The sequence below is a fragment of the Micromonospora sp. HM134 genome (genome assembly GCF_007833915.1).
Taxonomy (GTDB): domain Bacteria; phylum Actinomycetota; class Actinomycetes; order Mycobacteriales; family Micromonosporaceae; genus Micromonospora; species Micromonospora wenchangensis.
The window spans coordinates 1019886-1034711 of record NZ_CP041061.1 but is presented as its reverse complement, the minus strand read 5'-3'; the positions used below and the strand labels follow the sequence as shown (position 1 = coordinate 1034711).

Here is a 14826-nt window from a genome sequence, read left to right as displayed (position 1 = left end):
CAGCTTTCAGCCCGAAGTTGACGCAAACCTCTTGATCACCGCACCACACCCCGGTGATCAAGAAGTTAGCGTCAATCTCGCCTCGGAGACTGACGTAAACCTCTTGATCACCGGGGCTAGAGCGGGCAGGGCGGGCGAGAGGTGGGGCGGAGCAGGGCGGGGCGAAAGCGGGGCCGGGCAGGAGGGTGGGGCCGGGCGAGAGTGCGGACGGGTCGGGCCGGGGAGCGGGTGGGAGTGCGAGGGGTCAGGAGGCGCGGTGGGCTTGGATCGCGCGGCGTTTGGCGAGGCGGTGGGCGCGGCGGATCTCGGCCTCCTTGTAGCGGCGCTCGTCCTCGGCGGTCTCCGGCAGCACCGGACGGACCGCCCGGGGCGCGCCGCCCACGTCCACCCCGACGAACACCAGGTACGCGGTGGCCACCCGGACCGGCTCGTCCTCGGCCGAGTCCCACCGCTCGGCGACCACCTTCACGCCCACCTCCATCGAAGTGTTGCCGGTCCAGTTGACCTGGGCGTGGGCGTGCACGAGATCGCCCACCCGGACGGGTTCGGAGAAGACGATCTCGTCGATCGAGGCGGTCACCGCCGTACCGCCGCTGTGCCGGGCCGCCGCCGCTCCGGCCACGTCGTCGACGAACTTCATCAACACCCCACCGTGCACGGTCCCGTACAGATTGACATCGACAGCGGTCATGATGCGACTCAGCGTGACCCGGGAGTACGACGTCGGCTTGCCGGCAGGGGTGGTGGGGTGCTCGGTCATGGCAGAAACGGTACGGTGCGCCAATGCGACATCTCTGGAGCTTCCTCGCCGGGTTGGTGGTGGCGCCCGTCACGTGGGTGTTGATCACTCTCGGGCAGGACGGGTCGGGCCGGACCGTGGACCGCTGGGTGGAGATCGGCACGTACAGCACGGCCAACCTGATCGAGCCGGCCGTCTACCTCGGCGTCGCCGGCATCCTGCTCGGCCTGGTCGGCACCCTGCGCACCTCGCCGGTCGGCCCGCTCGTCGCCGGGCTGCTGCTGGTCACCCCGTACGTCGGGATGTTCATCGCACCGTTCACCGTGCTCGACCGGATTCCCGGCGACTGGAAGGTGCTCGGCGATCCACTGCCGCTGCGCCAGCCGGTGCAGGACGGCACCCTGTTCCTGATCGGTCTGCTGCTGCTGATGGCCGTGTTCAGCGCCCAGCGGTGGCGGCGCTGGCCGCAGCCGGCGACCGGCGTGGAAGCGGCCCCGGCCGACGACGACACCCCGCCACCGCCCAGTTTCGCCACGAGCGACTGGCCGCCGCCCCCACCGGCCCGCAGCGAGCCGGACACCGCCCCGCTCACCCTGGGCTACCCCGATCTGGACACCCCCACCGAGCCGCTGCCCCGGCGGACCAGCAGCGAGTCGCCGTGGTCCGCGCCGCCGCGCTACGGGGCGAAGCCGGAGAACAGCACCGACAACCGTTGACGCCGCCGGGTGGGCCGGCCCGACCGGCCCACCCGCGCCCCGATGACCAAGGCAGGGTCGCTGTCAGGACGGCCCGGCTTCCGTCCGGCGCGACCAGTTGCGCAGCAGGCGTCCGGACCGGAAGGGCCATGGGACAGCCGGTCAGTCCTTGAGGAGTTGGCGGGCCATGACGATGCGTTGGACCTGGTTGGTGCCTTCGTAGATTTGGGTGATCTTGGCGTCGCGCATCATGCGTTCGACGGGGTAGTCACGGGTGTAGCCGTAGCCGCCGAGGAGTTGGACGGCGTCGGTGGTGATCTCCATGGCGGCGTCGGAGGCGAAGCACTTGGCGGCGGCGCCGAAGTAGGTGAGGTCGGCGTCGCCGCGTTCGGACTTCCCGGCCGCGGCGTACGTCAGTTGTCGGGCGGCTTCGAGTTTCATGCCCATGTCGGCGAGCATGAACTGGACGCCCTGGAACTCGGCGACGGCCTTGCCGAACTGCTTGCGCTCCCGCACGTAGCCCTTGGCGTAGTCGAGGGCGCCCTGGGCGATGCCGATGGCCTGGGCGGCGATGGTGACGCGGGTGTGGTCGAGGGTGCGCATCGCGGTGCCGAAGCCGGTGCCGGGCTCGCCGATGATCCGGTCGGCGGGGATACGGACGTTGTCGAGGTAGACCTCGCGGGTGGGGGAGCCCTTGATGCCGAGTTTCTTCTCGGGTGCGCCGAAGCTGACGCCGGGGTCGGACTTCTCGACGACGAACGCGGAGATGCCCCGGGACCGGGCGGTCGGGTCGGTCACCGCGAACACGGTGTAGAACTGCGACACCCCGGCGTTGGTGATCCACCGTTTCACGCCGTTGAGGACCCAGTGGTCCCCGTCACGTACCGCCCGGGTGGTCATCGAGGCCGCGTCGCTGCCGGCCTCGGGCTCGGACAGGCAGTACGAGAACATCGCCTCACCCGCCGCCACCGGAGTCAGATAGCGCTGCTTCAACTCCTCCGAACCCGCCAGCAGCAACGGCATCGTGCCCAGCTTGTTCACCGCCGGGATCAACGACGACGACGCGCAGGCGCGGGCCACCTCCTCGATGACGATCGCGGTGGCCAGGGCGTCCGCGCCCGCGCCGCCGTACTCGACGGGGATGTGCGGGGCGTGGAAATCGGCGGCACGCAGCGCGTCGTACGACGAGGTGGGGAACTCCCCGGTCTCGTCGGCCTCGGCCGCGTACGGGGCCACCTTGGCGGCACAGACCTCGCGGACCGCCTCGCGGACCGCGTCGTGCTCCTCGGGCAACCGGTAGACGTCGAACGTCTGTTCTGCGGCCATGTCGGCCCTCCCCTTTCACCGCTATCATGCGCAGTCTGTGTGCCGTCTTCAGGCCGCCGACTGCCGCAGACTGAAGGATAGCCATCGTGGCCCCCCACCACGTTACCGGCCGGTAGGATCGTGCCGGGCAGGCGTCGACAGCGCACAACTACGCTGACCGAACGACAGGTTTTCCATCGGTGCCCGGCCAGGCGCCGCAGCCGATTGCGACGCAGTGAAGCGCCGCCAGTGCGAGCGGAGAAGACAGGCGTGACGATCCCGTACCCGAACATCCAGCCGGCGCCGACCATCTCCCCGGTGACGCCCCCCTCGGGTGCGCCGCGTCCCCGGGTGACCTTCCTGGGTACCGGCTACCTCGGCGCGACGTACGCCATCTGCTACGCCGAGCTGGGCTACGAGGTGCTCGGCTTCGACGTCGACGCCGACAAGATCGCCAAGCTGAACGCGGGCGAGGTGCCGATCCACGAACCGGGCCTCGACGAGCTGCTACGGCGCAACCTGGCCGCCGGCCGGCTGCGGTTCTCGACCGACATCGCCGAGACCGCCGAGTTCGGCGACGTGCACTTCATCTGCGTCGGCACCCCGCAGCGGGCCGACGGCATGGGCGCCGACCTGTCGTACGTCGAGGCGTCGGTGACCGCCCTGGCCCAGCAGCTGACCCGCAAGGCGCTGATCGTCGGCAAGTCCACCGTGCCGGTCGGCACCGCCGAGTGGGTGGAGCAGCTCGTCGGCAAGCACACCCCGACCGACCTGGCCGTCGAGGTGGCCTGGAGCCCCGAGTTCCTCCAGGAGGGCTTCGCCGTCGACGACGTGCTGCGCCCCAACCGGATCGTGGTCGGCGTCAAGAGCGAGTGGGCCAACGCCATGCTCTACGCCGCCCACAAGGGCGTCTTCGACCTGGCCGCCACCGAGGACCGCGAGGTCCCGCTGGTGGTCACCGACTTCGCCACCGCCGAACTGGTCAAGGTCGCCGCGAACGCCTTCCTGGCCACCAAGATCTCCTTCATCAACGCGATGGCCGAGGTCTGCGAGGCCAGCGGCGGCGACGTCACCCAGCTCGCCCGCGCCATCGGCTACGACCCCCGGATCGGCAACCGGTTCCTCCAGGCCGGCCTCGGCTTCGGCGGCGCGTGCCTGCCCAAGGACATCCGCGCCTTCCAGGCCCGCGCCCAGGAGCTGGGCGCCGGCGAGGCGCTGCGCTTCCTGCACGAGGTCGACCTGATCAACCTGCGTCGCCGCACCCGGGTCCTCCAGCTCGCCTCCGACCTGCTCGGCCGCCGCTCCGGCCCGGCCGGCCCGGACTTCTCCGGCACCCGGATCGCGGTGCTCGGCGCGACCTTCAAACCCAACACCGACGACGTCCGCGACGCCCCGGCGCTCGCGGTCGCCGCGCTGCTCGCCAAGGCCGGCGCCGACGTGCACGTGTACGACCCGCAGGGCGCCGAGAACGCCCGCCGAATCGCCCCCGAGCTGGTCTACGAGCCCAGCATGAACGACGCCGTCTCCGGGGCCGACCTGGTCTGCGTACTCACCGAGTGGGCCGACTTCCGCAACGCCGACCCGGTGGCCCTCGGCGAGCTGGCCGCCGGCCGACGCGTCGTCGACGGCCGCAACTGCCTCGACGCGGCACTGTGGACCCAGGCCGGCTGGGAGTACCGGGGCATGGGCCGCCCCTGACGACACCGCGACGCGCCGGCGCGGGAGGTGGTCCTCCCGCGCCGGCGCGTTTTTTGTACCCCTAACGGAGCGGCAGGTGTCGAAATCCACGCCCGCGCAGGGCATGCTGCGTGGGGGCGGCGTCCACAGTGCGTCCGGCCGGGTGGAGGGATGTCGTGGAGAGCTTCCAGTGCTCCTCGTGCGGGCGGCAGATCAAGCCGGCGGCCCGCTGCCCCAACTGCGGGGCCGAGCAACCGCAGTGGCGCGATCACCTCGCCGAGATCGAACGCTCCATCGCCGAGATGAAGGCCCGCGACGCCGAGATCGCCCGGGAGCAGCGGCAGATCGCCGCCAAGATGCAGGCCGCCCTCTTCCAGCGGGACATCCTCGCCCACGCCGGTGAGGAACGCATCAAGCAGGCCACCCGGCCGCGCCGGGTGCTGCGCCGCAAGGCGGACCGGCGACCGCCCACCGCCACCACCGGGGCACCGCCCCGGGTGCCCCGGCAGGGCGCCCCCGCCGGGCCGGCCGGCCCCGACGAACCACCGCTCCCACCGCCGTACCGGACCGCCACCTGGCTGGGCGCGGACAACCCGGAACACCCGGCCGAGGCCTCCTCCCGTGAGGTGCAGAACATCCCGCTCGGGCTGGGCGCGCTGGTGCTGGCCGTCGCCGCAGTGGTCTTCGCCGCCGTCGCGACCAGCTCGATGGACGCCCTCGCCCGGCTCGGCATCCTGCTGGTCGCCACCGTCCTGCTGCTGCTCGCCCCGCCGGTGCTGGCCCGGCGGGGGCTGACCTCCACCGCCGAGACGATCGCCACGGTCGGCCTGCTGCTGGTGCCGCTGGCCGGGTACGCGCTGTGGGCGGTCGACCGGATCGGCGCGTCCGGGGCCGTCTTCTCCGGGGTGATCTTCGCGCTGACCACCGGCGTCGCCCTCGCCTACGCCCTGGGCACCGGCCTGCGGGCACCCCGGTTCGCGGCGGTGCTGGCCGCCCAACCCGTGGTGCCGCTGCTCGTCTACGGCTGGATCAGCGGCGCGACCGGCTGGGCGGTGGTGCTCACCGTGGTGGCCGTGCTCGACCTCGCGCTGGTCCGCTCCGGCATCATGCGGGAACGGCCGGCCCCGCCGGAGTCCACCGCCGACCGGCCCACCGGGCCACCCCGGCAGCGGGTCGCCCCGGACGGCCGGCCGGAGGGGGCACCCGAGGAGTCGGGCGAGGTGCTCGACGGCACGGCGGCCACCCCGGGCGGCGTCCCCCGGCCGGTGCCGTGGCTGCCCCAGATGACCTGGCTGCTGCACGGGGTGGCGGTGGCCCTCGCCCTGGCGTACGCGGTCACCGCCCTGCTGCGGGCGCAGACCGTACCGGCGGCCACCGCTGCCGGCGCGGCGCTGCTGCTCGCCGCGGCGGTGGGCCTGGCCGGCACCCTGCTGCTGCGCCGCCCACCGTTGCCCGACGTGGGCGCCGGCATCCTCACCCTGGCCGTGATCGGCGCGCTGGGCCGGATCGCCTCGGTGGCCTTCCCGGGCCGGGCACTGCTGCTGATCGCCGCGGTCATCACGCTGACCGGGCTGGCCGTGCGGGCCGTACCGGAAGCCGCCCGGCGGGGGCCGCAGCTCGCCTCCGCCGCGGCACTGACCGTCAGCGGCCTGGTGGTGGCCGGCGGCGCCCTGCGGGCCGGGCTGGCACCGGTCGAGGCGGCGCTGCCCGCCTGGCGGGCCGACCTGGCCGCGTTCCCCGGCGAGGTGGCGGCGGCGGCCGGCCCGGCCGCCGGGCAGCTCGCCGCCAGCGCCCTGCTGCTCACCATCGCGGCGGTGCTCGCCCTGCCGCCGGAGATCCGCCGCGAGTTCGCGGTGGTCGGCGCGGGGCTGACCGCGCTGGCGGTGCCCGCCTCGCTGGGGCTGGGCTGGGCGGCGGCACCCTGGCCGATGGTGCTGGCGGCGGTCGCGATCGGCGTCGCCGGGCTCTGGGCCGACACCACCCGGGCGGCCGTGGTGCACGCCGGAGCCGCCACCGTGGTCGGGTTCCTCGGGGCCGGTGCCGCGTTGAGCCGACCGGCGCTGACCGCCGCCACCCTGGCGACGTTGATGCTGGCGGGCGTACTGGTGGCGCTCGCGCCCCGGGTACGGATCGCCCCGGCCGCCGCCGACGTCCTCTCCGGCTGGGCGGCCGGCGGCGCGGCGTTCGCGCTGCCCGGCGCGGTCGCCGCGTTCGTCGCGGCCACCGAGCCGTCCGGGCCGGTGCTCACCCCGGCGGTGCAGCGGGAGCTGACGGTGCCGATCCTGGCGGCGGGTTTCCTCGCCGTCTGCGTCACCCTCGGCTACGCGGCGGTGATGCAGGTGTCGCAGCGGCACCTGAGCCTGCCGCACGCCGTCGGCACCGGGCTGGGCGCGCTGGCGGTGATCGGGGCCGCCTTCTTCGCCCCGGGCCGCACGGCCGCCGATGCCTGGCTCGGCGGGCTGGTGCTGGTCGCCACCCTGCTGCTGCTCTTCGCCGGCCGGATCGACGCGCGTCGCCCGTCGGATCTGGCGTTCGACGGTGCCGACCTGGCCGCCGCCGCCGTCACCACGGCGCTGATCGCCACCCTCGCCCGGATCACGGCGGTCATCTCGCCCGGCGGGCAGCTCGCGGTCGCCGCCGTGCTGGTGCTGGTGGTCGCCGTCGCCGCGCGGGCGATGCCCGAGGAGTGGCGACGCGGGCCGGTGCTCGGCATCGCCGTCGGCGCCGCCCTGATCGGGGTGCTGGCCGGCTGGTCGGCGCTGCGCGGCGGGGTGGGCGTGCTCGCCACCCCGGGTCCGATCTGGGCGGGCGACCTCACCGGTTGGCCGGCCGCGCCGACCGGCGGATCGACCTGGCAGGCCCCCGTCGCGCTGGCGCTGCTCGCGCTGGCCGCCGCGATCCTGCTCCCCACCCCGTGGAAGTACGACGTGGCAGGGATCGGCGTGGTGCTGGCCACCGTCGGCGTCCCGGCCGCCTTCGACCTGCCGTGGTGGTCCCCCGTCCTGGTGGGGCTGACCGTCGCCACCGTCTTCGGCACGGCCGCAGTGGCCTCCGCCGACCCCCGCGCCGGGCTGTCCCGGGCCACCGTCGCCGGGGTGGTCGCGCTGCACGCCGCCGGGGCCGGGTTGGTCCGCCCGTGGACCACCGCGCTCGCCCTGGGCGGCATCGCGCTGATCGGCCTGACCGTCGCGGCGATGGCCCGTTCCCTGGCCCCCTCGCTGGTCGAGGACGTCGAGACCGAGGGGATGCCGCCGCACCTGGTGCAGATCGGTGGCCTGGCGACGGCCGCCGCGCTGCTCGCGCTCCCCGGCGCGGTGGCCGCGCTGGCCGCCGAGTTCGGCCACGGGGCACAGGTGGTGCTGACCGCCGCGCTGGCCGCGTCCAGCTTCGGGCTCGCCGCGGTGGCCGCCGTCCGCCGGCAGGTCCCGCAGTATCTGCCGTACGCGAGCGCGGCGGTCGCCGGTGGGGCGACCGTCAGCGCCGTCGCCGCCATCTTCGTCGACCTACCCTCCGGGGTGTTCGCCGCCGCGGCGGCGCTGCTCGGCGTCCTCGCCGAACTGGTCAGGGCGGCGACCGTGCCACCGGTCGGGTCCGCCCAGCCGACCCGCCGCTGGGCGGTCCTGCTGGACGGTGCGCTGCGCCGGCTGCCTGACGACGGTACGCAGCGACGCTGGCGGATCGACCCGGCCGCCGGGGCGCTGGCCGCCGCGGCCGTGCCCACCGTGCTGGCCCTGGTGTCCCTCGCGCCGCTGCTGTTCGTGGCGCTGGTCGAGCCGCACCGGATGCTCGCCCACGTCTGGCAGGGGCCGCCGCCGCAGCTGCGGACCCCGCCACCGGAACTGGTGGACCCGACGCACGTGCTCACCGCGCTGCTGCTCACCGGCACCGCCGCGCTGGCCGCCATCGGTCTGGCCGGTGGCCGCCGGTCCCGGGCGGTGCCGGTGGTGCTGCCCGGTCTCGCGGTGACGCTGCTGATCACCCCGATCGCGCTGGGCATGGCGTGGCCGCAGAACGCCCTGGCCGCTCTCGCCGTCTTCACCATCTCGATGCTGGGTCTCGCGTTGACCCCGCCGCCCCCGCTGGCCGAGCGGGCCCGGTCGCTGCGGCTGGCCCGGGTACTGGTCTTCGTCATCGGGCTGGCCGGTGGCGGTGCGGGGCTCGCCGGCAGCCTCGCCAGCGAGGGGCTGACCCTGTTCACCCTGGGTGGCGCGGTCGGCGTCGGGGTGGTCGCCGCGCTCTTCGGCACCACCGGGCGGGCCCGCATCCTCGGCTGGCTGTTCGCCTCGCTGATGGCGCAGCTCTTCGTGCTCACCGCCGGTCTGGTGGCCGGCTTCCCCGCCGTCTGGTCGGCGTTCGGGGTGCTCGCGGTGGGCGCGGCGTTGCAGGTCTTCGCCGCGACGCTGCCCCGGCTACGGCGACCCGAGGCGCAACGGGAGGCCGCCACGGTCGAGTGGAGCGGGTACGCCGCCGCGCTCATCGCCCTGGCGTTGGCGTTCGACTCGCCCCGGCACATCGCCGCCCTGCTCGCCGCCTGGGGTGCCGTGCTGGGTGTGGCCGCGATCCGACCGGGGCGACGACCGGTGGAACGGCGGATCCTGTTCTGGGCGGTGGTCGCCTGCGAGATCGTCGCCTGGTGGATCATGATGCTGGTCGCCGACGTGGCGCTGCCCGAGGCGTACACGTTGCCGTTCGCGGCGCTCGCCCTGCTGGTCGGCATCCTCGAACTACGCGACCGCCCCGACCTGTCGAGCTGGGTGGCGTACGGCCCGGCGCTGATCGCGGCGTTCGTGCCGACGCTGGCGATCGTGCTGGCCACCGACTCCAGCATGCTGCGCCAGGTGCTGCTGCTGCTCGGCGCGGTCGCGGTCCTGGTGTACGGCTCGACCAGCCGGCAGCAGGCCCCGGTCATCGTCGGCGCGGCGGTGACCGCGATCGCGGCGGTGCACGCCCTGTTCAGCCTCGGCCCGTGGCTGGTGCTCATCCCGGTCGGCCTGGTGCTGCTGGTGCTCGGGGCGAGCAACGAACGCCGCCGCCGCGCCCAGGACCGGCTACAGACCGCCCTGCGCTCCATGAGATGAATCGGAGGGTCACGGCGGGGTCGGACGTGGTCGGGCTCAGTGGGCCGGGTGGTCGTGGACGTGCACTTCCCGGCCGGGTGATCGTGGGCGGGTGCACCCCGGCCGGGCGCGGGCCGGGCGGTCATGTGCCGGTCGGAACGGCCCAGGGCGGGCCACGGTGATCGACCCGCTTGGGGCGACGTTGCGGTGACGACGGGGTCGGATACCGCAACATCGGCCACATTGCGCGGGCAGCCCGCCTCCGGGGGCGGTCCCGCCCCAGGGTCAGGTCAGGGAGGCGCGGAGGGCGGCGTCCTTCTCGGCGACCAGCTCCTCCAGGTCGGCCTGGAAGGCGGTCATCCGGGCGCGCAGGGCCGGGTCGGTCGCGGCCAGGATGCGGACCGCGAGCAGGCCGGCGTTGCGGGCGTTGCCGATCGACACGGTGGCCACCGGAATCCCCGCCGGCATCTGCACGATGGACAGCAGCGAGTCCATCCCGTCCAGGTGCTTCAGCGGCACCGGCACACCGATCACCGGCAGCGGGGTGACGGAGGCGACCATGCCGGGCAGCGCGGCGGCCCCGCCCGCCCCGGCGATGATGACCTTCAGTCCCCGGTCGGCGGCGTCCCGGCCGTACTCGATCATCTTGACCGGGGTGCGGTGCGCGGAGATCACCGCCACCTCGTACGGGACGTCGAACTCGTCCAGGGTGGCGGCGGCGGCCTTCATCACCGGCCAGTCCGAGTCGCTGCCCATGATCAGCCCGACGGTGCTCACCCGTGCCCCTCCCGCAGCCAGCGGGCGGCCCGCGCCGCCCGCGCCCGTACGTCGTCCAGGTCGTCGCCGAGCACCGTGACGTGCCCGATCTTGCGGCCGGGTCGGACCTGCTTGCCGTACAGGTGGACCCGGGCACCCGGTTCGGCGGCGAAAAGGTGGTGCAGCCGCTCGTCGAGGGAGATCCCGCCCGGCTCGCCGCCGAGCACGTTCGCCATCACCACCACCGGGGCGGCGAGCGAGGTGTCCCCCATCGGGTAGTCGAGCACCGCCCGCAGGTGCTGCTCGAACTGGGAGGTCCGGGCCCCCTCGATGGTCCAGTGCCCGGAGTTGTGCGGGCGCATCGCCAGCTCGTTGACGACGAGCCCGGCGTCGGTCTGGAACAGCTCCACCGCCAGCAGGCCGACCACACCGAGCGCGGTGGCCAGGTCGATGGCGAGCTGCTGGGCGGCGACGGCCAGTTCCTCCACCAGGTCGGGCGCGGGGGCGAGCACCTCGACGCAGATCCCGTCCCGCTGCACGGTCTCCACCACCGGATAGACGGCGACCTGCCCGAACGGCGAGCGGGCCACCTGCACCGCCAGCTCCCGGCGCAGCGGCACCCGCTCCTCGACGAGCAGCGGGGTGCCGCCGGCGAGCAGGGTCGCGGCCAGCTCGGCGGCCTGCCCGGCGTCGTCGACCAGCCACACACCGCGCCCGTCGTAGCCGCCCCGGGCCGCCTTGAGCACCACCGGCCAGCCGTGCTCCGCGCCGAAGGCGAGCAGGTCGGCCGGGTCGTCCACCGGCCGCCAGGCCGGGTTGGGGGCGCCCAGCGTGCCGAGCCGTTCCCGCATCACCCGCTTGTCCTGGGCGTGCAGCAACGCGTCGGCGGGTGGGAACAGCTTCACGCCCTCGGCGGCGAGGGTGCGGATGTGCTCGGTCGGGACGTGCTCGTGGTCGAAGGTGACCACGTCACAGCCCTTGGCGAAGGTACGCAGCGCGGCGACGTCGGTGTGGTCGCCGTACTGCACGTCGGCGGCGACGAGCGCGGCGCCGTCGTCGGGGGCGAGCGCCAGCACACGCAGTGACTGGCCGAGGGCGATGGCGGCCTGGTGGGTCATCCGGGCCAGTTGGCCGCCACCCACCATGCCGACGACGGGCAGACCGGTACGGGAGTCCATAGCGCCGCCAGCCTAACCGGGCCGGCCCGCCGGCCGACCCGAGGGCCACCCCCGGCGGTCGGACGGCCACGCCCGACCGCCGGCCCGGCCGCCGGAGGCCGTCGGGAGCCGGAGGACTCCGGGCGGGCTCAGCCGAGCTGGGCGACCAGGTCGTCGACCGAGGTCACCGGCCGCTGGCAGACGAACCCCCGGCAGACGTACGCGGTGGGCCGCCCGTCGACCAGCGGGCGGTCGGCGAGCAGCGGCACGCCGGGCTGGTCGGGCCGGCCGGCGACCACCACCGCGCCGGGTGGGGCGTGCCGGTGCGCGGCGGCGACCAGCGGGTCCCCGGCCGGGTCGTCGGTGACCACCGCGATCTCGTACGGCCCGGAGAGCAGCGCCTCGCCCGTGGTGGCCGCGTACCCGGTGAACCGGGCGTGCCGGCCGACGATCGGCGCGACCGTGGACAGGGCCGCCTCGGCCGCCTCCCGGTAGCGGCTCTCCCCGCTCAACGCCGCGTACGCGGTCAGCGCCGCCGCGACCGCCGACCGGCCCGACGGGGTGGCGTTGTCGGTCGGGTCGGCCGGCCGGGCGACCAGGCGTTCGGCGTCGTCGGCGGTGTCGTAGAAGCCGCCGTCGGGGGCGGCGAACCGGGCCAGCGCGACGTCGAGCAGGCCACCGGCCAGTTCCAGCCAGCGTCCCTCGCCGGTGAGCTGGTGCAGCGCGCAGAACGCCTCGGCGACGCAGCCGTAGTCCTCCAGCACGCCGGCCGGCTCGCCGACGACGCCGTCCCGGGAAGCCCGCCGCAGCCGGCCGTCGACCAGGTGCACGTCGGCCAGGTGGGTGGCGGCGTCGCGCAGCGCCCCGTCGGCGACGATGGCGATCCCGTCCATCAGGTTGGCGTCCTCGTCGTCGGAGGTCACCCGGACGGCGACGACCTGGAGGAACTCGACGAGCGCGGTGATCGCCAGGCCGTTCCAGGCGGCCACCACCTTGTCGTCGCGGGCCGGTTGGGGGCGGGTGTCCCGGGCGGCCAGCAGCCGGCCCACCACGCTGCGCCAGCGGTCCCTGATCTCCGGGTCGGCGTCGTCGACGTCCCGGGCCAGCCGCAGCACGCTGGTGCCGGCGGTGCCGTGCCCGGCCGCGTCCGAGCCGGCGGCCGGGCGGGGTTCGAAGGTGCCGACCTCGGTGACGTCGAACAGGTCGGCGGCCCAGCGGCCGTCGTCCTCGCCGAGCGCCGCGACGAGCTGCGCGGGGGTCCAGACGTAGGTGAGGCCCTCCACCCCGTCGGTGTCGGCGTCGAGCGCGGAGGCGAAACCGCCGCCGGGGCGGTGCAGTTCGTCGGCGAGGAACCGGGCGGTGTCCCGGGCCACCCGGCGGGCCAGCGGGTCGCCGGTGAGCCGCCACAGCTGGGTGTAGACCCGCAGCAGCAGGGCGTTGTCGTAGAGCATCTTCTCGAAGTGCGGCACCGTCCAGTGGGCGTCCACCGAGTAGCGGGCGAACCCGCCGGCGAGCTGGTCGTGCAGGCCGCCCCGGGCCATCGCCTCGGCGGTGTGCCGGACGATCTCCAGGCTGCGCGTCGAGCCGGTGCGTTGGTGGTGCCGGAGCAGGAAGAGCAGGTTCATGTGCGGGGGGAACTTCGGTGCGCCCCCGAAGCCGGCGTTGGTCTCGTCGTACTCGGCGGCGAGCTGGTCGGCGGCGGCGTCGAGCAGTCCGGCGGTGAGCGGGGCGGTGGGGCCGCCGACGGCCTGGGCGCCGCCGATGGCCTCGACCACCGCGGCGCCCTGCCGCAGTACGGCCTCCCGCTGCTCCCGCCACGCGGTGCCTACCGATTCCAGCAGCCGGACGAAGTTGGGCTTCGGGAAATAGGTGCCGCAGAAGAACGGGGTGCCGTCGGGGGTGGCGAAGACCGTCATCGGCCACCCGCCCTGGCCGGTCATCGCCTGGGTGGCGGTCATGTAGACGGCGTCGACGTCGGGGCGTTCCTCACGGTCCACCTTGATCGCCACGAAGCCGGCGTTGACCAGCGCGCCGACCGTCTCGTCCTCGAACGACTCGTGGGCCATCACGTGGCACCAGTGGCAGGCGGCGTAGCCGACCGAGATGAGCACCGGGACGTCGCGCCGGCGGGCCTCGGCGAACGCCTCGTCGCACCAGGGCCACCAGTCGACCGGGTTGTCGGCGTGCTGGAGCAGGTACGGCGAGGTGGCCTGGGCGAGTCGGTTCACCCGACGACCCTATCCACCCCCGGGCGCACCCGCCGGGGCAACCGTCCCGCCGAAACCGGGCCTTCCCCCGTTCACATTCATCGTCTTTGATCTGTGCGGGTGCGGTGACCGGCACCGCCCTGCGAGGAGGTACCTCATGCGCGGTTCCCGTCTCCTGTCGGCGCTCACGTCGGTCGCGGTGGTGGCGGCGGTGTTCAGCACCGCCGCCCCCGCCTCGGCCGCGGTGGACCCCGGCACCCGGGTCTCGGCGACCACCGTGGTCGGCACGCACAACGCGTACGAACGCGGGACGTACACCTATCTGGCGCAGGCGCTCGACGCCCGCCCCGGCCTGATCGAGCTGGACGTCTGGCCGGACATCATCACCAAGCAGTGGCGGGTCAGCCACTCCAACCCGCTGGGCAACGACAACAACTGCGTCGCCGCCACCACCCCCGCGCAGCTCTACACCGGCACCCGCAACAAGAACCTGGAGAACTGCCTGGACGACATCCGGCTCTGGTTCGACGCCCACCCCGACGCCGGGCCGCTCCAGCTCAAACTGGAGCTGAAGACCGGCTTCAGCAGCCGTACCGGGCAGGGGCCGGTGCAGCTCGACGCGGTGCTCGCCGCCCGGCTCGGCAGCCGGGTGTTCCGCCCCGCCGACCTGCGCGGCGGGTACGCCACCCTGGACGCCGCCGCCCGCGCGAACGCCTGGCCGACCCGGGGGCAGCTCGCCGGGAAGGTGATCGTGGAGCTGATCCCCGGCACCGTCGAGGAGGGCAACCCGACCGACACCCTGTGGACCGACATCGAGTACGCCCAGCACCTCGTCGGCCTGGCGGCGGCCGGCACCCTCGGCCAGGCGCAGGCGTTCCCGGCGGTGCACCGGGCCCAGGCCGGCGACCCGCGCACCAGGTACGCCGACACCGGCCTGCGCCCGTGGTTCGTGCTGTTCGACGGGGACGCCAGCGCGTACGTCACCGGCGGCATCGACACCTCCTGGTACGACACCAACCACTACCTGCTGGTGATGACCGACGCGCAGAACGTCCCACCGGCGGTCGGCAACACCGACCCGACGGCCGCCCGCGCCCGGCTCGCCCAGCTCGCCGCCGCCCACGCCAGCGTCGCGTCGGCCGACTGGGCGGCCCTGCCGGCGGTGGTCGGCGAGGTGGTCCCCCGGGGTTGACCGGGCGACTCTGCGCTGTGTCGCCGATGTAGCGGTGTCCC

The 14826-nt window shown here is 74.4% G+C and carries 9 protein-coding genes; 4 read left to right on the top strand and 5 right to left on the bottom strand.

Annotated elements, in window-relative coordinates; all coding sequences use genetic code 11:
• Nucleotides 1-244: 244 nt before the first annotated feature.
• A complete protein-coding gene (locus tag FJK98_RS05005) occupies nt 245-760 on the bottom strand; it encodes an acyl-CoA thioesterase (protein ID WP_145917983.1) in 516 nt (171 codons plus the stop codon).
• 23 nt (nt 761-783) lie between these two features.
• Here FJK98_RS05005 and FJK98_RS05000 point away from each other — a divergent pair, with 23 nt between their 5' ends.
• Entirely contained in the window at nt 784-1455 is a 672-nt protein-coding gene (locus tag FJK98_RS05000; RefSeq protein WP_145917982.1) for a hypothetical protein, read from the top strand.
• Between the two features lie 141 nt (nt 1456-1596).
• Here the strand turns inward: FJK98_RS05000 and FJK98_RS04995 are convergent, their stop codons facing one another.
• Nucleotides 1597-2760 (bottom strand): acyl-CoA dehydrogenase family protein, encoded by a 1164-nt coding sequence (locus tag FJK98_RS04995; RefSeq protein WP_145917981.1) that lies wholly within the window; start codon nt 2758-2760, stop codon nt 1597-1599.
• A gap of 249 nt (nt 2761-3009) precedes the next feature.
• Between FJK98_RS04995 and FJK98_RS04990 the strand changes: the two genes are divergently transcribed.
• On the top strand, nt 3010-4437 hold the full coding sequence (locus FJK98_RS04990; protein ID WP_145917980.1) for a UDP-glucose/GDP-mannose dehydrogenase family protein: 1428 nt from the start codon (nt 3010-3012) through the stop codon (nt 4435-4437).
• A gap of 155 nt (nt 4438-4592) precedes the next feature.
• On the top strand, nt 4593-9494 hold the full coding sequence (locus FJK98_RS04985; protein WP_145917979.1) for an SCO7613 C-terminal domain-containing membrane protein: 4902 nt from the start codon (nt 4593-4595) through the stop codon (nt 9492-9494).
• A gap of 264 nt (nt 9495-9758) precedes the next feature.
• On the opposite strand, the gene purE is transcribed toward FJK98_RS04985, so the two are convergent.
• From purE to FJK98_RS04970, 3 genes are all read right to left on the bottom strand, one after another.
• Complete coding sequence (gene purE, locus FJK98_RS04980) at nt 9759-10250, bottom strand: 5-(carboxyamino)imidazole ribonucleotide mutase (protein ID WP_145917978.1); 492 nt, start codon at nt 10248-10250, stop codon at nt 9759-9761.
• Nucleotides 10247-11407, bottom strand: coding sequence for a 5-(carboxyamino)imidazole ribonucleotide synthase (locus FJK98_RS04975; RefSeq protein WP_145917977.1), 1161 nt, complete (start codon nt 11405-11407; stop codon nt 10247-10249). Before FJK98_RS04975 ends, purE begins: the two co-directional genes overlap by 4 nt.
• Before the next feature lie 128 nt (nt 11408-11535).
• Nucleotides 11536-13614, bottom strand: a complete 2079-nt coding sequence (locus tag FJK98_RS04970; protein ID WP_145917976.1) for a thioredoxin domain-containing protein — start codon at nt 13612-13614, stop codon at nt 11536-11538.
• Between the two features lie 136 nt (nt 13615-13750).
• On the opposite strand from FJK98_RS04970, the gene FJK98_RS04965 reads away from it, so the two are divergent.
• Nucleotides 13751-14785 carry a phosphatidylinositol-specific phospholipase C domain-containing protein gene (locus FJK98_RS04965; protein WP_145917975.1) on the top strand — a complete coding sequence of 345 codons (1035 nt, stop codon included), beginning with the start codon at nt 13751-13753 and terminating at the stop codon, nt 14783-14785.
• Nucleotides 14786-14826: the final 41 nt, after the last annotated feature.

Excerpts from the sequence above, each read along its gene's own strand:
- FJK98_RS04995 (WP_145917981.1), bottom strand. The coding sequence starts at position 2,760 with ATGGCCGCAGAACAGACGTTCGACGTCTACCGGTTGCCCGAGGAGCAC.
- FJK98_RS04975 (WP_145917977.1), bottom strand. The coding sequence starts at position 11,407 with ATGGACTCCCGTACCGGTCTGCCCGTCGTCGGCATGGTGGGTGGCGGC.
- FJK98_RS04965 (WP_145917975.1), top strand. The coding sequence starts at position 13,751 with ATGCGCGGTTCCCGTCTCCTGTCGGCGCTCACGTCGGTCGCGGTGGTG.
- FJK98_RS05000 (WP_145917982.1), top strand. The coding sequence starts at position 784 with ATGCGACATCTCTGGAGCTTCCTCGCCGGGTTGGTGGTGGCGCCCGTC.
- FJK98_RS05005 (WP_145917983.1), bottom strand. The coding sequence starts at position 760 with ATGACCGAGCACCCCACCACCCCTGCCGGCAAGCCGACGTCGTACTCC.